The organism is Streptomyces sulfonofaciens (genome assembly GCF_014656295.1).
In the GTDB taxonomy this organism is placed as follows: Bacteria; Actinomycetota; Actinomycetes; order Streptomycetales; family Streptomycetaceae; genus Streptomyces; species Streptomyces sulfonofaciens.
In genome coordinates, this window is record NZ_BNCD01000013.1 from 1 (window position 1) to 20,187 (window position 20,187).

Below are 20,187 nucleotides of genomic sequence, written 5' to 3' on the forward strand. Positions count from 1 at the left end.
GAGCGCCTTGCGCACCGAGCCGACCAGCGTCGCGGCCCGGCTCTCGTGGTCCGCCCGGGAACAGGCGAGCATCACATGGTTGGGCTGCCGGACGTGGTACGCCATCTCCGTGTGGAACTCCAGCAGCGTCTGCGAGGTCTCCGACGACAGGAAGTGCGCCCCGGGGAGGGTGTCCAACTGCTCGGCGCTGCCATGGGATGAGTGGGCGTCGGCGTGCTGCGCTGGAGCCACACCGCCGGTGCCACCGCCCCGGACCGGCTTCTCCCGTCCGCGCCGGCCGGCTCCCACCAGACCTGGCCACCGGACCGCTTCCGAGGGCGGCACCACTCCTGCCGGGGCGCCGCCGGCGCGGTGCGGGCACGGGCGGCCGACGGGCCCTGTGCCGCAGCCTGCGACATCGTCTGCCCTGCCTGCCCGCGGAGGGGGGCGCCAGGACGCTCGTCACCGGGGGCGGGGTGCCGCGCGGCACCCCGCCCCCGGCGGGGTTCAGTCGATCGTGATCTCTCCCATGGTGCTCCATCCCTGAGCGCCGGGGATCGTGGTGCTGATGATGTCGGGAGTGCGGCGCAGCAGGGGGCGCATGGTCTCCAGTCCGGCGCGGAAGTGGTCGGAGGTGACGTGCGCCTCCGCGGCGTCGTCCTGGAACGCCTCGACCAGGACGTAGGTGTCGGGGTCCTCCAGGCTGCGGGACCACTCGAACCACAGGTTGCCCGGTTCCTGCCGGGTCGCGGTGGTGAATGCCTCGACGTGCCGGGGCCACTCCTCGGCGTGCTCCGGCTTCACGGCGAACTTGACGACGATAAAGATCATTGCGACACCCTACGCCTCCGTCCTGTGCGGGACGGGCCGTGTGCCGGAGGCGGGAGGCGGGCGTCGCGGCGGGAGCACGGCGGCCCGCGCGGGGTGGAGGGGGCGAGGCCGAGGGCGGGCGAGCGCGAGGGAGGGGGAGGAGCGAGGGCGAGGACACGGAGGGCGTCGCCTCCTGGGCCGGGGGCGTCCGGACCGGTTCACCGGGCCGTACCGAAGCGCCGCTGAAAGGCGGCCGGGCTCATGGCCAGCTCTCTAGCGAAGACCCGCCGCATGCTCTCGTAGCTGGGGAAGCCGGCGAGGTCTGCCGCCTGCGCCGTGGCATGGCCCTGGTCGAGCAGTGCCTTCGCCATGTCGAAGCGGATCATCTCGACATGGCGCGCGGGTGTGGTGGACAGTTCCTCGCGGAAGAGCCGGGTGAGGTGCCGGGGGCTCACGCTCAGGTGCCGGGCGAGCCTGGCGAGTGAGTAGTCGCCCTTGGGATCCGCCTGTACCAGGTCGGTGATGCTGCGCAGCGCGGGGGATCGGGGCGGCGGCCCCTGCAACGGGGCGGAGAACTGCGACTGGCCGCCGGCACGCTGCAGGTAGACCACCAGGGCGCGGGCGACGTCGCGGGCCAGGGCGGGGCCGTGGTCCTCCTCGACGAGGGCCAGCGCCAGGTCGATGCCCGCGGTCACACCCGCCGAGGTGTACGTGGCGCCGTCGCGGACGTAGATCGCGTCGGGGTCGACGCGGCTGCCGCGGGTCCGGGCGGCCAGTTTGTGCGCGGCCTTCCAGTGCGTGGTCGCGCGCTTGCCGTCCAGCAGGCCGGCGGCGGCGAGGACGAACGCGCCGGTGCAGATGGACACGACCCGGTCGGCGCGGGGCGCCAGCGTCCGTGCGGCGTCGAGCACGTCCCGTGCGACGGGCGCGCGTGGGTAGAGGTCCGTGCCGGCCACCACGAGCGTGTGGACCGCGGACTGCGAGCCCGCGGCGTCGTCGACCCCGATACGGATGCCGAGGGAGGAGGTGACGTCCGCGCCCGTCGGCGACAGCAGCACCATGCGGTAGTCGGCGCCGAACCTGTTCGCCTCCGCGAAGACCTCGGTCGGGCCCGCGACGTCCAGGAGGGTGACGCCGTCGAAGACGAGCATGGCGACCTGGTGCGTGGCTGAGCTCATGATCCCTTCCCCTGCTGTCCGGATTCGGGTGGTTCATGGCCGGACCGAGGCGGCGCGAAACGCCCGGCAGTGCAAGTCTGGAAACGCAGGCACCATTATTCGTAACACACCGAAAGCAGGAAGTGCGCAGATCATGAGTGAGATCATCGCGGGGGTGGAGATTCCCGAGACAGCGGCGGTCGCCGATTCCACCCGGCTCGTCCAGGAAACGACCGGCCCCCTCCTCTACCACCACTCCCGGCGGGTTTTCCTCTTCGGTGCGATGCACGCCCGCCGACTCGGTCTTGAGCCCGACCTCGAACTGCTCTACCTGTCTGCCATGTTCCACGACACCGGCCTTCTGAGGCCCTTCTCGGACGTGGAACAGCGTTTCGAGGTGGATGGCGCCGACCATGCGCGCGCCTTCCTGCTCAATCGCGGCTTCCCGGCCTCGGCCGCCGACGTGGTCTGGACGGCGATCGCGCTGCACACCACCCCGGGGATTCCGAGCCGTATGGGGCCGGAGACGGCCGTGACCTATTTCGGCGTACTGACCGACGTGCTCGGCTTCGCCCTGGACGAGCTGGACAGCAGCCGTGTCGACGAGGTCGTCGCCGTCCATCCGCGGGGCGACTTCAAGAACGGGTTCCTCCGGGCCTACGTCGAGGGCCTCAAGCACCGGCCGGAAACCACGAACGGCACCGTGAACGCGGACGTGCTGGAGCACTTCGTCCCCGGATTCCACCGCACGACGACGGTGGAGCGCATCACCCGGGCGCCCTGGCCGAGCTGAGCCGACCGCGGGCCCCGGCCGGGCACGGGGCCCGGCCGCCTGGTCGAACCCGATCGCGACCGCACGACACCGGTTTCTGTTTTCCTCGCACCGAATACGCCTGTATCGATTCCCTCCCGGAATTCCCCGCACGTCGGTACGGAGTAATCGGCGGAATGTGCCACAGTGAACGTCTCCTGCGGCGCGCGAGGACCGCGAACTCATTCACATCGCAGAGCAAGGACATATCTTCTATGCAGGCCGTAGCAGTTCGAGACCGAGAGGCCGGGGTCGAGGGAGTCTTCCTGACGGACATGCCCCGTCCGCACGCCGCCGAGAACGACGTCATCGTGCGCGTGAGCGCCGCAGGCTTCACCCGCGGAGAGCTCGACTGGCCGGGAACGTGGTCGGACCGCGCCGGCCGCGACCGGACGCCCAGCGTACCCGGGCACGAACTGTCCGGCGTGGTCGTCGAGTTGGGCTACGGCACCACCGGCCTCAGCGTCGGCCAGCGGGTCTTCGGGTTCGCCGACTGGTGCCGTGACGGCTCGCTGGCCGAGTACACCGCGGTGGAGGCCCGCAATCTCGCACCGCTTCCGGCGGACATCGACCACACGACGGCCGCCGCGCTGCCCATCTCGGGGTTGACGGCGTGGCAGGCGCTGTTCGACCACGCCCGTCTCGCGGCGGGCCGGACCCTTCTGGTGCACGGTGCCGCGGGCGGTGTCGGGTCGATGGCCGTCCAACTCGGCCGCGAGGCGGGTGCCCGAGTGATCGGAACCGGGCGGGCCGACGACAGGGACGCGGTACTCGGTCTCGGCGCGGAGGCATTCCTGGACCTCGGAGCCGACCGCCTGGAGGACGCCGGTGAGGTCGACGTGGTGCTCGACGTGATCGGCGGCGACATCCTCGACCGCTCGGCCGCGCTGGTGCGCTCCGGCGGCACACTCGTCACCATCGCCGCCCCGCCCACGGTCCGGCCGAAGGACGGGCGTGCGGTGTTCTTCGTCGTGGAACCCGACCGTGCCCAGCTCGCCGGCCTCGCCCAGCGGCTGCGGGACGGACGGCTGCGCCCGATCATCGGTTCCGTGCGGCCCCTCTCGGAGGCGCCGGCCGCCTTCGCCCCGCGTCAGCGCGTACTGGGCCGGACGATCATCCAGGTCGCCCAGGTCTGACGGCCACGTCCGCGGGCGGCAGCCCACGACCAGGCGGCACGCCGGCGGGGGCGGATGCCCTCCGCTTCCGAGGGCGATGCCGGGGGCGTGACGCGGGGCGCTCACGCGCCCGGTCGGGCTGTCGCGTGGCCCCCCGCGACAGCCCGACCGGCCGTCACACGCCGTCGTCCTCGACGAGCACCTCGGCGTGGCGCGCGAACGCGGCCTCGGTCTGCGGGGCGGCGATTGCGTCGATCGGGCCCCGGCAGCCGACGATGACGGTCGGCATCTGCTGCGGCGCAGAGACGGTGTCGGCCTCGACGATCCCGTCGTCCGGGCCGCTGTACACCCCGAACGCGCTGCACGGCCCGCGCCTGCCGGGTGGTGAGGCCCAGGTTGACCGCCGCACCAAAGGCGGCGGTCGTCAGGTGACATCCAAGGTGCTGACATGTCACTTACGGAGGCACTACTGGGTCTGCTGGCCGTGGAACCGGCCAGTGGATACGACCTGACGAAGGAGTTCGAGGGGGATCTGGGGCGGTGGGCCTGGAAGGCCGGGCACACGAGTGTGTACCCGCAGCTCGTCCGGATGGCGGAGCGGGGCCTTGTGGAGGTCACGCAGGAAGGTCCGCGCGGCCGACGGACGTACGCCGTGACGGACAAGGGGCGCGAAGAGCTGCGCTCGTGGTTGCAGGCGCCCTGGGGGCGGGGGGTGGTGCGCAACGAGCAGGTCCTGCGCATGTTCCTCCTGGAGGCGCTGGAGCCGGAGGAAGCGGCCACCGCGCTGCGCGGCGTCGTCGAGTTCGCCGAGCGCAACCTGTCCGTGCTCCGGGAGCACCGGGCCGGACGGGAGGTGGAGCCGCCCGAGGGCCGTGACGCCCTGGGGCAGTTGGCGGCCGAGTTCGGGCTGCGGCAGTACCAGGCGATGCACGACTGGGCCGAGTGGGCACTGGAGCGCCTGGACCGGCGCCACACCATCCGTTCGACCTGACACCACCTGCCTCTGGAGCGTGTCCGCAGGGGAGGGGCGTGTGGGCGGCACGGTACGGGGCGCTCGGCGGGCGGGGGCCGACGGTGCCACTGTGCGCTTCGCCGTTCCGCCGCGCCGCCATGCGGTGAGGATCCGGAACGGGACGGGGTCGGCCGGTGGGGCCGGGGGCGGTAGCGGGCCCGCTCATGTGCGGAGTTCTCACGGCACCGCGGTCACGCTCAATGGCGGGCCGCCACGGCCGGCGGGCCGTCCACAGGTGGACCGGCACACCGGCACACCGGCTCACCGCGACAGGGATGGATAGGCGAGCACCCAGTACCGGTAGGTCGACAGGCGTCTGCCCTCCTCGGTGTCATCGTCCACGTCGTTCGCCGGTGGACAGAAACCGGCTACGGCCAGGGTCTTGTGATCCGGGGAGAACGAGGTGCTGAACTCCGCGAGTGGCGCAGGCCCGGCCGTTGACGGGCAGGTGGCGAAGGACAGGCGGACGGTGGCCAGGGTGCGGCGGGAGGCGGGCTCGAAGAAGACGAGACGTGCGTCCAGCATGACGGCCACGAGGTGGCCGTCGTAGGCCACCGGCCGGAGGGAGGGACTGCGCCGGGTGCTGATGGTCTTCTCCGCGACGGTGCTGCCGAGCGCCGGACGAGGCCGCCCGGGGGCCGCCGTGGCGCCCGGCTGCGGGCTGGTTGTGCGGTAGTCCAGCACGAAGGCGTGGCTCAACGTGGTGGAGAGCAGACGACCGTGGTCGATCAGGGCGTTGACCGCCACGGGAAAGCGGATCTGGCGCTCCATGCGCAGCGTGGACACGTCGTAGACGTGCACGCACGTGTAGTCGCCCTCGCACACACCGGGGTCCGTGGATGCCGTGACGAGGTCGCCGTCGACGAACGCCAGGTCGTTGTCGCCGACTTCGTCCAGCCAACGTGGCGGGTCGTCGTGCGGGGCGGAGGGACCGCCGCGCAGGTCGTAGATGCCGATCGCGTCCGTCTGCGCGGCGACGCGGCTGCCCGTGGAGTCGATGGCGAGCGCGCTGGGTACGGGAAAGCGGTACAGGGGGGACTGCGCCCGGATGCTGCGGACGGCGACCGGGGAGTTCGGGCGGGCGGTGTCGACGACGGCGAGCCGGCTGCCGAGGTCGACGGCCGCGAGCCACCGTCCGCCCGAGTCGAAGGCCAGTTTCACCACCCGCTCGTTCAGACGGGCGATGCGTCGCGGGTCGGCGCCCACCGGGGAGGCGTAGAGGCCGCCGTCCTCGGTTCCGTAGGCGATGACGCCGTTGCCCGCGGCGATCGTGGTGACCCGTGCCCCTCCCACTGACTGCGGCAGCGGACGCGGACGCGGGACGGTCACCTGCGGTGCTCCGGAAGGACCGGGACGGCCACCGGCTGCTCCGTGCCCGAGCCACAGGACGATCAGGGGGACGAGCACTCCGGCTGTCAACGCCGTGGCCAGTACGGCCGTGACCGCGCGGGTGCCGAGCACGCGCCCCGGGGACCGCTCGGAGCCCGCGTCCGGGCTTTTCACGACGCACCGCTCGATCGGCTCGCGGACCTGCCCCGGTCGTGCCAGCCTCCGCCGTCCGGGTCCAGTTCCCACCGGGGCACGGCGGCGGGGGCGGTCACGGTCGTGAAGGGCCGTCCGCCGCCGTCGTCCACGACGACCGTGCGTTTGCGCCCGTCCTCGACGAGGTCGACGGCGAGCTTCCACTCGGCGGCACCGTGGGTGATCCCGGCCGTGACGAGGAAGGTCTCAAGGCCGCCGGCGGCCACGGTGAAGTCGGGCGGTCGGCTCACACCGTTCTTGACGTACACGGCGTAGGGCCGGGACCTGTCGAGGTCGATGGTCACGGAATACACGTTCGCCTCCCCCTGTGAGCGGCAACCGGCCTCGACGACGCGGCCGACGGACCTGCGGGAGACCACCTCGGCCCGCATACCGGTGATCAGGAGCGTGTTCGATCCGCGGTTGCTCACCGTCAACTGCATCCTGGTGCGGTCCTCGTCCACGCCTCCCCGGGCCCGCGCCCAGTCCCAGAAGCCGGCGCACCCGTCCTCGGGTTCGCTGCCGTCGAACCGCCCGGCAGGGACGAGTTGGACGGACTCGTCCTCGGCGTCGATGCGCAGCGGGTCGGTCTCCACGGAGAGGGAGACCTTCGACGACTCGGGCCACAGGTGCAGCGCTCCGGTGAACAGGGCTGTCGCCGCTGCGGCACACAGCGTGGTGACGACGGTGGACGCGGCCAGTCCCGGAACGGTCCGCAGCCATCGGGCGAGGCGTGCGCCGGCCGTTGCCGGCGCGGCCGCCTCCTGACCGGGTGCGGTCCGGGGAGCGCCGCCACCGCCCGGGTCCGAGGCGGGCGCCGGGTCGGTCCCCGCGGCCCCGCCCCCGGCCGCGCCCGGGCGGCCGCTCGTGGCACTGCGCGCGGGCAGCGCGCTCCCGCCCTCCCCGCTTGCGGGTACCGTCTCGGAGCGCTCGTCGTCCTGTCCTCCAGCGGCGGGTGAGCCCACTGCCATCTCCACGACCCCCAAGGGCTGTCCCGTGATCCCCAGCGGGCTCCCGACGTCAGCCGGCTACGGCCACTCGCCGCGTCGTCGGGATCGCCCACGCACGACCCGGTACGAGGGCGACTTTCCGCCTTGCGATCGACCGCATCTGACGCCGCTCGCCGATCCACCGGGGATTGCGGGACAGCCCTTGGCCCCGCCCTCCCGGGCCGGGCTCGGCCATCCCCTTGCGATCCGGGCGCACAGCGCGGTGTACCTGACACGACACCAGACAGCGGGAGCCACTGACAGTCCTTATTCCGACAGGTGCGGCTCGGCCACCGGACGTGGTGCCGACGGGTGCCGCCCCTGCCCTCGTGCTCCCGCCCCGGAGCGTCACTGGAGGGGTACGGTGCCCTGTGCCGCGCCGGGGCCGGGCGCCGCCCCCGCCGGGGCGGCGGTTCGCGGCACCGACCTGCCGCTCGCGCGGAACACGCCGGCGCAGACCGCGAACGCCAGCCCGATCAGGCCGAAGATGATCGCCAGGTCGCCCTTCGCCCGGGCGTCCGCCTGCCGTGCCGCGGTCTCGGCCCCCCAGAAGGCCGCGTCCTCCTGCGCCTGCGACTCGGAATCGGAGAGACAGGCCAAGAACACCTGGTCGGGCGCCGTGTCCGGGCGGGTGCCGCACGCGGGGTCCTGGAAGAGTTCCGGCTGGGCGCTGTTGGGGCGCTGCGGCTCGTCGGAGACGTGGGAGGTCGCGGTCAGCGCCGTCACCGCCACGATCACCGCCGTGACCAGGCTGAGGACGGCGAACACGATGCAGACGACGGATCCGGCGCTGCGCCCTTGGGATGTCATGGCAGGGAGGGTAACGGCACGGGTGAGCCCCCGTCAGCCCGCTCGACCTCACCGGCGGACCACGGCAGCCCCCGTCCGAGACGGCGACGACCTGCGCGTTCACCCCGTACCGCGGTGTGCTCTCCGTTCTGTGGTTCGGGCTCGTGCTTGTGCTTGTACGCGCGGTGCGACCCCTGTGCCGCGATGCGTCCGGTGGAGGTCACGGTCCCGTCGCCGGTGCCCCGGCAGGCAACGTCCGCCCCGTCGCCCGGCACGCACTCCCGCCGCACCGGCCGAAAACCCGGGTGCGCAAAGGGGCCGAGGCGGCGGTCTCGGCGGCCTCCTCGACGTGGCCGGGGGCGTGGTGGACGGCCCGGGGCATCCGGTCGTCCCCGATCAAGGAGCGGATCAGCGACCGCTGCATCCGCGGCCGTCCCGGAGAACTGCTCGGATCGGGCCCCTTTCCGCGTCGCGAGGGAGGCGCTGGGCGGTATCGATCGCACCGCGAATGCCGCAGGAGAACGGATCGCACCGAGCAATAGCGCACTGGGCAATGGCTGGGAAAGGCGCGGGCCGAATGCGTCAATGCCGACTGCATCGCTACCGGGTGCCCCCTGTCGGATGTACCGATACCGCATGCCTCGATACCGCATGCCTCGATACCGCATGCCTCGATACCGCATGCCTCGATACCGCGGGTATCGCTACCGCAGGATTCGATACGGACTCCGCCGATACAGGATGGGCACCACCGGCCGGCGACACCCCCCGGTCAATCCCGCCGAGGGGACCTGGTCGCAGGTGTGCTCGCCGCTCGCGAATGCTACCGCACATTTCTCCGAAAGAGTACGGAAGGCGGTCTCAGTGCGCTTCGGGGCCGTTATCGACATGAGAGGCCCCGAACTACTACGTAAAAAGAGGCCGTCCGACTCAACGGTAGCAAATTCCGGCCAGTCTTGTTCCGATCCATTGACGACAACGCCCTCCGCTGGCCAGCGTTGGGGTGCTCGAACGGGGTGTCAGGCGTCCTGGGTGCCAAGGACGTCCGGGCCCGGCGTTCCGGGCCGGCGGTATGCCGTCATGGGACAGTGCGAAGGAGAACGAGTGACCAGCGAAGAAGCCCGGTGAGGCCCGCCGGCGCGACCGTCACCGTCCTGCCGCGGGTCCGCCGCCTCAAGGGGAAGGCCGACTCCCGCCTCGGCGGGGCGTGGACATCACCGGGACGTGCCGGTACACCGGCTCGGTGAGCCGCGGCCACGCACCTCCCGCGTGTTCGACCCCGGCGGTGTCCCCACCCGCCGAGCCGCCGGCCGCGACGGGGAATCCCGGCCGCGGCGGATCGGCTCGCACCAATATCTGCAGGAAAGCCGAAGTGTCTGCAAGGAAACCGAAGTGATGGGCGGCAATCGGACGACTGCGCCCTCGACCGCACTCCGGTAACGCATCAGTCAGCCTCTTCCACCGCCGGGTCACCGAGGGGCGAAGAGGGCTGACAGGTCTGGCCACTTACTCCCGACGGAGGTTCCGCATGGCAATCGAACTGGTCGTCAACGGCAAGGAAGAACAGGTCACCTCGTCCCCCGACACACCGCTGCTCTACGTGCTGCGCGGAGAGCTCGGCCTGTCGGGACCGAAATTCGGCTGCGGCCTGGAACAGTGCGGCTCCTGCTCGGTACTGACGGACGACGGCGCGAGGCGAACCTGCGTGAAGCCCGTCTCGGAGTTCGAGGGGCAGAACATCACGACGGTGGAGGGCCTGCCCGCGCTCTGGGAGAAGGACAAGGACGTACCGCACGCGGACCTCCACCCCATCCAACAGGCATGGATCGAGGAGCAGGTCCCGCAGTGCGGCTACTGCCAGAACGGGATGATGATCACGACCGCCAACCTGCTCGCCAACAACCCCAACCCCTCGGTGAGCGAGATCATGACGGCGTTCAGCACCTCGGGTCCTTCGGCCCACCTGTGCCGGTGCGGCACCTACGACCAGATCATCAAAGCGGTGCAGCGGGCCGCCGAGCTGATGGCCTGAGGAGTCGAAGATGAGCATCGACAAGGAATCCGGGACGCTCAGCCGGCGCGGCCTCCTCAAGGCAGGCGGCGCCCTGGTCGTGATGTCGGCCGCGGTGCCGATGGCCCTGCGGACCTCGGTGGCGGAAGCGGCGGCGGCGGGCGTGCCCTTTCCCACCCCCGACCTGACCGACCTCGCCACCTGGCTGACGGTGCACGCCGACGGCACCATCACCTGGCGCACCGGGCACGTCGAGCTGGGCCAGGGCAACCGGACCGCCCTCGCGCAGATGGTGGCCGAGGAGCTCGACGCCGCGTTCGAGAGCGTCACCGTGGTGATGGGCAACACCGACGTCACCCCGGACCAGGGCGTCACGGCCGGCAGCACCACGATCGCCCGAGCGGGTACCCAAGCCCGGCTCATCGCCGCCGAGGCCAGGGCGACGCTGCTCGCCCTCGCCGCCAAGCGGCTGCACGTCCCGGTGGACGAGCTCACGGTCGAGAACGGTGTGGTCAGCCACGGGTCCAAGAAGGTCAGTTACGGCCGGCTGGTCCACGGCAGGGCGCTCACCGCGGTGACGCCGATCGTGATCGACGACAAGGGCACGCACGTCGGGGCCACGCCCAAGCCGGTCACCGAGTACACCCTGGTCGGCCGGTCCGTCCCCCGGGTCGACATCGTGGACAAGGTCCGCCAGAAGACCATGTTCGTCCACGACGTCAGGGTCCCGCACATGCTCCACGCCAGGGTCGTCCACCCCAAGGGGATCGGCTCCACCGTGGTCTCCGTGGGCCGGCTCCCCTCCGGCAGCAAGGCGCAGGTGGTCCAGTTGGGCAATCTGGTCGCGGTGGCCGCGGAGCAGGAGTGGGACGCGGTCAAGGGAGCGGCAGAGCTGCCCGTCACCTGGTCGGACTGGAACGGCCTGCCCGGGAGCGAGGACTGGCCGGCCGCCATGCGCGCCCTGCCGGCGAAGACCATGACGCACGCCAGCCAGGGCGACTTCGAGAGCGCCTTCGCCGCCGCCGCCACCACCCTTGAGACCACGTACCAGACCCCGTTCGAGAACCACGGCATGATCGGCCCGAGCTGCGCCGTCGCCGACGTGCGCCGGGACGGCAGCGTGACCGTCTGGTCGGCCACCCAGTACCCGCAGGGGCTCAGGAAGGGCATCGCGCAGATGCTGGACATCGCCCCCGAGCAGGTCGAGGTGGTCTGGCTGGACGGATCCGGCAGCTACGGGCGCCTCAGCGCCAACTACGACGACGCGGCCTCGGAGGCGGTGTTCCTCTCCCAGAAGCTGGGCAGGCCGGTGCGCGTGCAGTGGAGCCGGGAGGACGAGCACATCTGGGAGCCGCACGGCCCCGGCACGCTCCACGACATGGCGGCAGGGCTCGACGAGTCCGGCAACGTCACCGCCTGGAAGCACGACGCGTTCATGGCACCCAACAACGACAGCACCATGCTCGGTCCGCTCCTGGTCGGCGCCCAGGCGCCGGGTGGGCGCCGTCCGGTCGGGAACTGGACCGGTCCCGACCTCTACCAGTTCCCGAACCTGCTGGAACTCGCCCACCAGATGCCCGAGTTCGGCGCCGACACCTCGCCCTACGGGTTCGGGCTCCGCACCACCTTCCTGCGCTCACCCGGCCAGTACCAGATCACCTTCGCGCAGGAGGCATTCGTCGACGAGATCGCAGCCAGGACCGGACAGGACCCGCTCGCGTTCCGCCTGAAGCACCTCACCGACACACGGGCGATCGCCGTCCTGGAGGCGGCGGCGAAGGCGGCCGGCTGGGAGTCGCGGCCCTCGCCCAGGAAGGACGCGGGCACCGGCAGCGGCACCGTCACGGGGCAGGGCATCGCGTTCGTCCTGCGCGACGGCACCTACGCCGCCGGGGTGGTCAAGCTGGAGGTGACCCCCGCAACGGGCAAGGTCCTGCTCACGGAGGTGACCGTGGCACAGGACCAGGGCCAGATCATCAACCCGCGTGCCATCGAGCACCAGATCACCAGTTGTGTGATCCAGACCGCGAGCCGGGTCTTCCACGAGGAGGTGAAGTTCGACACCTCCAACGTCACCACCGCCGACTGGAAGAGCTATCCGATGCTCCGGATGGACGAGACACCGACGATCAAGACGGTCCTCGTCCCCAACCCGGAGATACCGCCGACCGGAGTCGGCGAGCCGGCCGTCAACGTGATGCCGTCCGCCATCTCCAGCGCCATCTTCGACGCCACCGGCGTGCGGCTCCGCACGATGCCCTTCACCGCGGAGGTGGTCAAGGCGGCCATGGGGTAGTCACCCGGTCGAGGCAGGCGGGCGCCCCTCACCGGGCGCCTGTCACCACGGCGTCCTGCACACCGCCGCCGCGCCGGGGCGCAGGCCGCCGGCCGTGAACCGCGGCTGCTGACGGCCGAGGGGTGCCGCGCCGGGCTTGCGCCGGCTGCCGGCGTGCGGCGTCTGCCCGGTCGGGGGCGGTTCGGGCGAGGGCGACGGGTCAGCGGACCGTCAGGACCTCCTGTCCCGAGCCGCCTCCCGGCCGTGGCGCGGCCGCCGTCGGCCATGGCACCGGCGGGCGGCGACCCGGCGTCGTCCGTGTCGTCCGCGCCCGCGCCCGCCCGCGCGCTTCCTGCCTCCCGTACGCCCCCGCTTCCGCGGGGACGCGCGCCGCGCGCCGGCGCATATCGGCTCCTGCGCCGGCGGGCGAAATCGCGAAAGAGTCACCTCATCGCCCCTGTCTTCACTCCAAAGGAGGAATCATGCCCTTCTGACCGGAACGCCACTCGACAACCCGGCCATTCCTGATGACTGTGGTGTCCGGCCTCAGGGCCGACGGGCAGGCGGGAGGCGGATGGTCATGTCCAGAGCTGCCGACGACCGTACGGCGGGGCCCACCGGAGGGCCCGGCGTCCGACCCGCCCCCTTCACCGCCGCGTCCTCAGGGCCGGGGGCACGTGACGAGGCGGCACCGGGCCGACCCTCGCTCTCCCTGCCCAAAGCCGGTGGCGCCATCCGCTCGATGGGGGAGAAGTTCGCCACCAGCCCGGTGACGGGCACCGCCACCTACGCCGTACCCGTCGCCGTGACACCGGCTCGCGGCGCCGAGCCCGCGCTCACCCTCGGCTACGACTCGGGGGCGGGCAACTCGCCCTTCGGCCTCGGCTGGTCGCTCGACGTGCCGTCCATCTCGCGGGGCACCGACAGGGGACTGCCGAGGTACCTCGACTCCGACGTCTTCCAGCTCTCGGGCGCGGAGGACCTCGTCCCGGCCGCCGTGCCCGCGCCCCGCCCCGACGGCGCGTACGACGTCACCGCGTACCGGCCGCGCACCGAGGCCGCCTTCGTCCGGATCGAGCAGTGGCGGCACCGCGACAGCGGCGACGTGCACTGGCGGGTCACCTCGCGGGACAACGTCACCAGCCTGTACGGGCGCGACCCCGAGGCCCGGGTCGCCGATCCCGCCGACCCCGCGCGGCGGGTCTTCCGGTGGCTGCTCCAGGAGAGGGCGGACGACCGCGGCAACATCACCGTGTACGAGTACAAGAGCGAGGACCGTGCCTCGGTCGACACCGCGGCCCCCGAGGAGCGCAACCGCACGCACGTCGCCGGCCGCCACCTGAAGCGGATCCGGTACGGCAACACCGCACCCGGTGTCGCCGCAGGCTTCTGCTTCGAGGTCGTACTCGACTACGGCGAGCACGACGAGCACGCGCCCACCCCGGAAGAGGTGCGGCCGTGGCCGGTGCGCAGGGACCCGTTCTCCACCCGCCGCTGCGGCTTCGACATCCGTACCTACCGGCTCTGCCGCCGTGTACTGGTGTTCCACCGGATCCCCGAGCTCGGGCCCCGGCCGCAGCTCGTGAGCGCCCTGCTGCTCGGGCACGAGGAGGACCCGGCCGCCACCAAGCTGGTCTCCCTGACGCACCGCGGCTACGTCCCCGCCGGGCAGGGGTACCGGCACGACGACCTGCCCGCCCTTTCTTTCGGCTACACCGAGCGGGTCGTGTCCGAGGCGAGCGGGACACTGGCGTCCGACACGGGCACCGTACGGCTCGACGGGGCCCACCAGTGGGTGGACCTCGACGGCGAGGGGATCGCGGGCGTCCTCGCCGAGCAGGGGGGCGCCTGGTACTACCGGCGCAACCTCGGTGACGGCCGCCTCGCCGCCCCGCGCGCGGTCGATCCGCTGCCCGGCGGCGCGGTCGGACGCACGCTGCTCGACCTGGACGGTGACGGGCGGCCCGCGATCGCCGATCTCGGGGGCGCGCACCCCGGCTACCACGAGCGCACGCCGGACCGCGGCTGGAGCGACTTCACGCCCTTTCACCGCCTGCCGTCGCTGGACTGGCAGGACCCCAACACGCGGTTCGCCGATCTGACCGGGGACGGACTCGCCGACGTCCTCGTCACCGCCGACGACGGCCTCACCTGGTACCCGTCCGCCGGCGCCGACGGCTTCGGGGAGAGCGAGTCGGTCACGGCGGAGCGCGACGAGGAGCGCGGCCCGCGGCTGCTGTTCGCCGACGCCGAGCGGAGCGTCCACCTCGCCGACATGACCGGTGACGGGCTGACCGACCTGGTGCGGATCGGCAACGGCGAGATCGCCTACTGGCCGAACCTCGGCCACGGCCGCTTCGGCCCCAAGGTCGCCATGTCGGGCGCCCCCGTGTTCGACCACCCGGACCGCTTCGACCAGGGGCGGATCCGGCTGGCGGACGTCGACGGCAGCGCACCGACCGATGTCCTCTACCTCGGCCCGGACGGGGTGCGCCTGTGGTTCAACCAGGCGGGCAACTCCTTCAGCCCGCCGGAACACCTCGACGGCCTACCGCACACCGGCGCCCTCGCGCGGATCTCCGTCGCCGACGTGCTCGGCCGCGGCACGGCCTGCCTCGTCATCGCCGAACCCCGACCGGACGGCGAGGCGCAGGTCCGGTACGTGGACCTGATGGCCGACGGCAAACCGCACCTGATGGCACGTACGGAGAACGGGGCGGGCGGGGCCACCACCATCCGGTACGCCTCCTCCACCAGTTACTACCTGGCCGACGAGGCGGCGGGCGACCCCTGGCTGACCCGGCTGCCGTTCCCCGTCCAGGTGGTCGGCGAGACCGTGACCCACGACCGCATCGCCGGCACCACCCTGACCGCCGCCTACCGCTACCGGCACGGATACTTCGACGGCGCGGAACGCGAGTTCCGCGGTTTCGGGTACGTGGAGCAGCGCGACGCCCTCACCGGCGCCGGTGGCGGCCTCCACCAGCCGCCCGCGGTGGTGCGACGCTGGCAGCACACCGGTTGGTACCCGAGCCGGGACCGCCTGGGCACGCCGTACGCGGAGGAGTACGGCAGCCCCCTGCTGCCCGCCGCCCCCGCGCCCGCCGGGCTCGGCCCCGCCGAGGAGCGCGAGGCGGCCCGGGCACTGCGCGGGCAGGTGCTGCGCGAGGAGACGTACGCCGAGGACGGCACACCCGAGCAGCAGCGCCCCTACAGCGTCGTCGAGTCGAGCCCGCGGGTGCGGCTCGTCCAGCCCGGGGGCACGGCCGCGCACGCCGTCGTGTTCGTCCACCCGGGCGAGACGCTGATCGTGCACGGCGAGCGCCAGGCCGACGACCCGCGCACCGTGCACCACGTCACCCTCGAAGTCGACACGTGGGGCAACGTCCTGCGGACGGCACAGATCGCCTACCCGCGGAAGTCACCTGCCGACCCGGAGCAGGACCGGCTGCGGCTCACCCTGGCCGAGCACGTCGTCACCAACGACACGGCCGCACCGGAGCGCTGGCGGATCGGCGTGCCCGTCGAGAGCCGCAGGTACGAGATCGGCGGGCTCACCCAGGCGGTCCCCGGTGAACCGCTCGCCGTGGACCGGCTCGTCGCCCACCTCACGGCGGCCGCCCAGCACGACGTCCCGTACCATGAGGAGCCGTCCGGCCCCGAACCGCAGCGCCGCCTGATCGAGCACACCCTCACCACGTACACCGGCGACGACCTGTCCGCGGAACTCCCCCCGGGCGCCGCGGGGTCGCGCGCCCTGCCCTGGCGCACCTACCGACTCGCCTTCGCGCCGGGGCAGGTGGCGGACGTGTACGGCGACCGCGTCACCGGGGCCGACCTGCGCGAGGCGGGCTACGTCGAGCGGCCCGAGGGACCCGGCTGGTGGGCGCCGTCGGGCCGGCAGGTGGTGTCCCCCGAGGAGTTCTACCTGCCCGTGCGGTACGTCGACCCGTTCGGCGCCGAGTGGGAGACCGAGTACGACGACCACCACCTGCTGCCGGTCCGGGTGTACGACCCGCTGCGCAACGAGGCCGAGGCCCGCCCGCACTACCGCGTGGTCAAGCCGTGGCTGCTGACCGATCCCAACGGCAACCGCAAAGGCGTGCGGTTCGACGCGCTCGGCATGATCGTCGCGACCGCCGTGCTGGGCAAGGAGGGCAGCGCCGACGGCGACGTCCTCGACACCGCCACGGCGGAGGCGTCCGGCGCCGACGACCCGACCACCACGGTGACGTACGAGCTGGGGCAGGCGCCCGTGTGGTTCCACACCTCGGCCCGCGAGCGGCACCACGAGCCCGGCTCGCCCCGTCAGGAGACCCGGACGTACCTGGACGGCAGCGGCCGCGTCATGCTGACGAAGGTCCGGGCGGAGCCCGCGGAGGGGCAGAGCGCGGAGCGCTGGATCGGCACCGGGCGCACGGTGTACGACAACAAGGGCAACCCCGTGCGCCAGTACGAGCCGTACTCCGCGCCGGACAGCGGTTTCGACACCGAGGACGAACTGGTGCGGCGCGGCGTCACCGCCGTGCTGCGCTACGACCCGCTCGGCCGGCTGGTCCGCACCGACTTCCCGGACGGCACCTGGTCCGGCGTGGTGTTCACCGCCTGGCAGCTCGAGGAGTGGGACCGCAACGACACCGTGCGGGACAGCCGCTGGTACGCCGAGCGGGCCGGGCTGCCCGACACCGACCCGCAGGGGCGGGCCGCACGGCAGGCGCTGGAACACGCGGGCACGTACACCGGGACCCGCTTCGACACGCTCGGCAACCCGCACCTCACCGTCCAGGACAACGGCGCGGGGCGACGGCTCACCACCGAGGTGCGGCGCGACGTCCAGGGCCGGGAGCGGGCCGTCGTCGACGCCCGCGGGGTCACCGCCCTCACCCAGGACTTCGACATGCTGGGCCACCCCGCGCACACCGTCAGCCCGGACGCGGGCGAGCGGTGGAGCCTGGTCGACGTGGCGGGCAAGCCGGTGCGCGGCTGGGACGGCCGGGGCAGCGCGCTGCGGTGGCGCTACGACGCGCTGCGGCGCCCCGCCTCGTGCCTCGCCACCGCGCCGGGCGAGCGGACCGAGCGGCTGCGCGTGCGCTACTGCTACGGCGAGGCACTGGCCGACGGCCGGGCCCGCAACCTGCTCACCCGCCCCTACCTGGTGTTCGACGGAGCCGGGGTGCTGCGCACGGCGGACGTCGACTTCAAGGGCAACGTGCTGGCCACCGAGCGCAGGCTGCCCGCCGACCCGCAGGGCGAGCCCGACTGGTCCCCGACGGCCGGCGCGGACGACCCCGAGGCGGTTCTGACGCTGGCGGCCCCGCTGCTGGAGACCACCGTCCACCGCGACGAGACCGCGTACGACGCCCTCAACCGGCCGACGCTGGCCACCGGTCCGGACGGCAGCCGCACCCGGCCCGCGTACAACGTGGCCGGCCTCCTGGAGCGGGTCGAGGTGGCCGTGCGGGACTCCGACACATGGACCGGGATCGTGCGCGACATCGACTACAACGAACGCGGCCAGCGCACCCTGGTCGAGTTCGGCTGCGGGGCGCGCACCGTCCTGGGCTACGAGCGTGACACGTTCCGCCTGGCCACCGCGCGCACCACGGCGGAGGGCGGCGCCGCCTGGCAGTGGCTGGAGTACGCCTACGACCCCGTGGGCAACGTGGTGGTCCTCGACGACCCGGCCAAGGACACGGTGTTCTTCCGCAACACGGCGGTCGGCGCCCGCCGCACGTACACCTACGACCCGGTGTACCGGCTGGTGGCGGCCACCGGGCGCGAACACATCGGGCAGACGGCCCAACCCGGCCCTGAGGACGCGCCGTTCGCGCCCCTGCCGCACGCCAACGACAGCTCCGCACTGCGCCCGTACACCGAGACGTACGCCTACGACGACGCCGGCAACATCCGCACCGTCACGCACACGGCGAGCGGCGGCGCCTGGACCCGCCGCCACGAGACCGCGGCGGGCGGCAACCGCCTGCTCGGCAGCAGCCTGCCCGGCGACCCCGAGGGCACCCACAGCGCACGCTACGCGTACGACGCCAACGGCGCCATCACCGCCATGCCGCACCTGCCCGCGCTCGACTGGGACGTGGAGATGCGGCTCGCCCACGTGGACCTCGCCGGCGGCGGCGACACCCACTACCAGTACGACGTGAACGGCCGGCGGGTACGGGCGACGACGCGGCGGGCCGGCACCACCGAGACCCGGACGTATCTGGGCCTGAGCGAGCACTACCGCAAGGCGGTGGCCGGGCGCACCGTCGAGGAGTACGCAACGCTGCACGTCACGGACGGCACGGCGAGGGTGGCACTGGTGGAGACCTGCACGGTGCGCGACGGCCGCCCGGTGCCGCAGCCGCAGCCCGTGGTCCGCTACCAGCTCTCCGACCACCTCGGCAGTTCGGCGCTGGAGGTGGACCAGGACGGGGTGGTGCTGTCCCACGAGGAGTACCACCCCTGGGGGACGACGTCCTTCCACGCGCAGACGGGTGCGGTCGGCCGCAAGAGGTACCGGTTCACGGGAAAGGAACGGGACGCGGAGACGGGCTTCACCTACCACGGTGCCCGCTACTACGCGCCGTGGCTGGGGCGCTGGACGAGCTCCGACCCGGCCGGGCTGTCCGCGGGGCCCAATCCCTACGCCTACGTCAGGAACAGACCGTCGGTGCTGCGCGACGCCGACGGGCGGATCGACGACGAGGCGAGAACGATCCTGAAGTACGTGGAGAAGGTGGCCAGGGACATTCCACAGGACGAGTTCGCCGCACTCGGCAAGGCCGAGCAGGGCACGAACGCGCACCTCACGATGGAATCGGCCATGACGATGGGCTGGGAGTCCGAAGGGGTCAACCTGCAGCGCATCGCCCCCGAGGTCCTCATCGACGAGCAGGGGGTCATCCGGGGCGTCGGCGTGAACCCCGGGACGTTCGGCGCCGAGGCGCGGAACTGGCGGTCGGTGGACATCGCGGTGCTCAAGCGGGGCTTCTTCCACGTGTTCGGCAAGAAGGGATCGAGCAACCTCATCAGCCAGAAGGCAAGGGACGTCATCGAGATCGGGCTCGACTACAAGACGGCGAACGCCCGTATGCAGGGCGTGGCGGAAATGGAGAACCTGACCGGCGCGCCCTACGTCAGGGTCAAGCAGGGTGAGGACCTGGAAGCCGCCGTCAACGCGCGCATGGCCCGGCGGGCCTCGGCCGCCACGCGCAACGCCGCCGCGAAACCGGCTCCCGGCCCGAGTCCCGCACCGCAGGCGCCGAAGGCGCAGACGGCCACGGAGGCGGCCACCGGGGCGGAGGCGGGCGCGGCGACCTCGGCCGGCACGGAGGCCGGCGCGGCCGCGGGCGCCGAGAGCGCCGCCGCACGGGCCGGTGGGGAAGCGGGGTCCGCGGCGCGAGCCGGTTCGCGGGGGTTCGCCACGGTCGGCACCCTGTTCCGCGCCGCCGGCCTGGCCCTCGGTCTCGGAGTGGTCGCGCTGGACCTCTACCGCGGCGACTACAAGGCGGCCGCGTGGGACACCGCGAGCCTGATCCCTCCGATCGGGGCGGTACGGCTCGGACTGGACGCGGGCAAGGCGATCCACGAGATCAAGGAGGAGGAGGCCCGGCTGGGTGTCTCCCCCGAGATCACGAACAACCCGTGGCGCTGGAAGGCGATGCCGTGACCCGCCGCACGGAGCACCCGCGCGCGACCGCACGACCCTCTGCGCCACC

General features: G+C 72.5%; 12 protein-coding genes and 1 pseudogene. 6 read left to right on the plus strand and 7 right to left on the minus strand.

Annotation, left to right across the window (positions count from 1 at the left end; genetic code table 11):
* From IE313_RS20940 to IE313_RS20950, 3 genes and pseudogenes are all read right to left on the minus strand, one after another.
* Positions 1-165 (minus strand): annotated as a pseudogene (locus tag IE313_RS20940) (clavaminate synthase Cs1); the annotation flags it as partial.
* A 321-nt stretch (positions 166-486) separates the two neighbouring features.
* Positions 487-810: a putative quinol monooxygenase gene (locus IE313_RS20945; RefSeq protein WP_189934508.1), complete on the minus strand. Its 324-nt coding sequence runs from the start codon at positions 808-810 to the stop codon at positions 487-489.
* Between the two features lie 197 nt (positions 811-1,007).
* Positions 1,008-1,967: a GlxA family transcriptional regulator gene (locus IE313_RS20950; RefSeq protein WP_189934510.1), complete on the minus strand. Its 960-nt coding sequence runs from the start codon at positions 1,965-1,967 to the stop codon at positions 1,008-1,010.
* A 133-nt stretch (positions 1,968-2,100) separates the two neighbouring features.
* On the opposite strand from IE313_RS20950, the gene IE313_RS20955 reads away from it, so the two are divergent.
* Together IE313_RS20955 and IE313_RS20960 are read left to right on the plus strand one after the other, a co-directional pair.
* Positions 2,101-2,739, plus strand: a complete 639-nt coding sequence (locus IE313_RS20955; protein ID WP_189934512.1) for an HD domain-containing protein — start codon at positions 2,101-2,103, stop codon at positions 2,737-2,739.
* Positions 2,740-2,972: 233 nt separating this feature from the next.
* Entirely contained in the window at positions 2,973-3,893 is a 921-nt protein-coding gene (locus IE313_RS20960; RefSeq protein ID WP_189934514.1) for an NADP-dependent oxidoreductase, read from the plus strand.
* A 154-nt stretch (positions 3,894-4,047) separates the two neighbouring features.
* Here the strand turns inward: IE313_RS20960 and IE313_RS20965 are convergent, their stop codons facing one another.
* Entirely contained in the window at positions 4,048-4,221 is a 174-nt protein-coding gene (locus IE313_RS20965) for a hypothetical protein (RefSeq protein WP_189934517.1), read from the minus strand.
* Between the two features lie 99 nt (positions 4,222-4,320).
* Here IE313_RS20965 and IE313_RS20970 point away from each other — a divergent pair, with 99 nt between their 5' ends.
* Complete coding sequence (locus IE313_RS20970; RefSeq protein ID WP_189934519.1) at positions 4,321-4,863, plus strand: PadR family transcriptional regulator; 543 nt, start codon at positions 4,321-4,323, stop codon at positions 4,861-4,863.
* Positions 4,864-5,145: 282 nt separating this feature from the next.
* On the opposite strand, the gene IE313_RS20975 is transcribed toward IE313_RS20970, so the two are convergent.
* The 3 genes from IE313_RS20975 to IE313_RS20985 form a co-directional block, all read right to left on the minus strand.
* Positions 5,146-6,387 carry a hypothetical protein gene (locus IE313_RS20975; protein WP_189934521.1) on the minus strand — a complete coding sequence of 414 codons (1,242 nt, stop codon included), beginning with the start codon at positions 6,385-6,387 and terminating at the stop codon, positions 5,146-5,148.
* Positions 6,384-7,370 (minus strand): hypothetical protein, encoded by a 987-nt coding sequence (locus IE313_RS20980; RefSeq protein WP_189934523.1) that lies wholly within the window; start codon positions 7,368-7,370, stop codon positions 6,384-6,386. Before IE313_RS20980 ends, IE313_RS20975 begins: the two co-directional genes overlap by 4 nt.
* 372 nt (positions 7,371-7,742) lie before the next feature.
* The gene (locus IE313_RS20985) at positions 7,743-8,204 is read right to left on the minus strand and encodes a hypothetical protein (RefSeq protein ID WP_189934525.1); all 462 of its coding nucleotides are present in this window, start codon (positions 8,202-8,204) and stop codon (positions 7,743-7,745) included.
* 1,507 nt (positions 8,205-9,711) lie between these two features.
* On the opposite strand from IE313_RS20985, the gene IE313_RS20990 reads away from it, so the two are divergent.
* The 3 genes from IE313_RS20990 to IE313_RS21000 all read left to right on the plus strand — a co-directional run bounded on the left by IE313_RS20990 (position 9,712) and on the right by IE313_RS21000 (position 20,138).
* The gene (locus tag IE313_RS20990; protein WP_189934527.1) at positions 9,712-10,215 is read left to right on the plus strand and encodes a (2Fe-2S)-binding protein; all 504 of its coding nucleotides are present in this window, start codon (positions 9,712-9,714) and stop codon (positions 10,213-10,215) included.
* A gap of 10 nt (positions 10,216-10,225) precedes the next feature.
* A complete protein-coding gene (locus IE313_RS20995) occupies positions 10,226-12,490 on the plus strand; it encodes a xanthine dehydrogenase family protein molybdopterin-binding subunit (RefSeq protein ID WP_189934529.1) in 2,265 nt (754 codons plus the stop codon).
* 559 nt (positions 12,491-13,049) lie between these two features.
* Positions 13,050-20,138 (plus strand): SpvB/TcaC N-terminal domain-containing protein, encoded by a 7,089-nt coding sequence (locus tag IE313_RS21000; RefSeq protein ID WP_229924823.1) that lies wholly within the window; start codon positions 13,050-13,052, stop codon positions 20,136-20,138.
* Positions 20,139-20,187: the final 49 nt, after the last annotated feature.

What these genes read in the sequence shown, in the direction of transcription:
- IE313_RS20945 (WP_189934508.1), bottom strand. Translation starts at nt 810, where the DNA reads ATGATCTTTATCGTCGTCAAGTTCGCCGTGAAGCCGGAGCACGCCGAG.
- IE313_RS20950 (WP_189934510.1), bottom strand. Translation starts at nt 1,967, where the DNA reads ATGAGCTCAGCCACGCACCAGGTCGCCATGCTCGTCTTCGACGGCGTC.
- IE313_RS20955 (WP_189934512.1), top strand. Translation starts at nt 2,101, where the DNA reads ATGAGTGAGATCATCGCGGGGGTGGAGATTCCCGAGACAGCGGCGGTC.
- IE313_RS20960 (WP_189934514.1), top strand. Translation starts at nt 2,973, where the DNA reads ATGCAGGCCGTAGCAGTTCGAGACCGAGAGGCCGGGGTCGAGGGAGTC.
- IE313_RS20970 (WP_189934519.1), top strand. Translation starts at nt 4,321, where the DNA reads ATGTCACTTACGGAGGCACTACTGGGTCTGCTGGCCGTGGAACCGGCC.
- IE313_RS20985 (WP_189934525.1), bottom strand. Translation starts at nt 8,204, where the DNA reads ATGACATCCCAAGGGCGCAGCGCCGGATCCGTCGTCTGCATCGTGTTC.
- IE313_RS20990 (WP_189934527.1), top strand. Translation starts at nt 9,712, where the DNA reads ATGGCAATCGAACTGGTCGTCAACGGCAAGGAAGAACAGGTCACCTCG.
- IE313_RS20995 (WP_189934529.1), top strand. Translation starts at nt 10,226, where the DNA reads ATGAGCATCGACAAGGAATCCGGGACGCTCAGCCGGCGCGGCCTCCTC.
- IE313_RS21000 (WP_229924823.1), top strand. Translation starts at nt 13,050, where the DNA reads ATGTCCAGAGCTGCCGACGACCGTACGGCGGGGCCCACCGGAGGGCCC.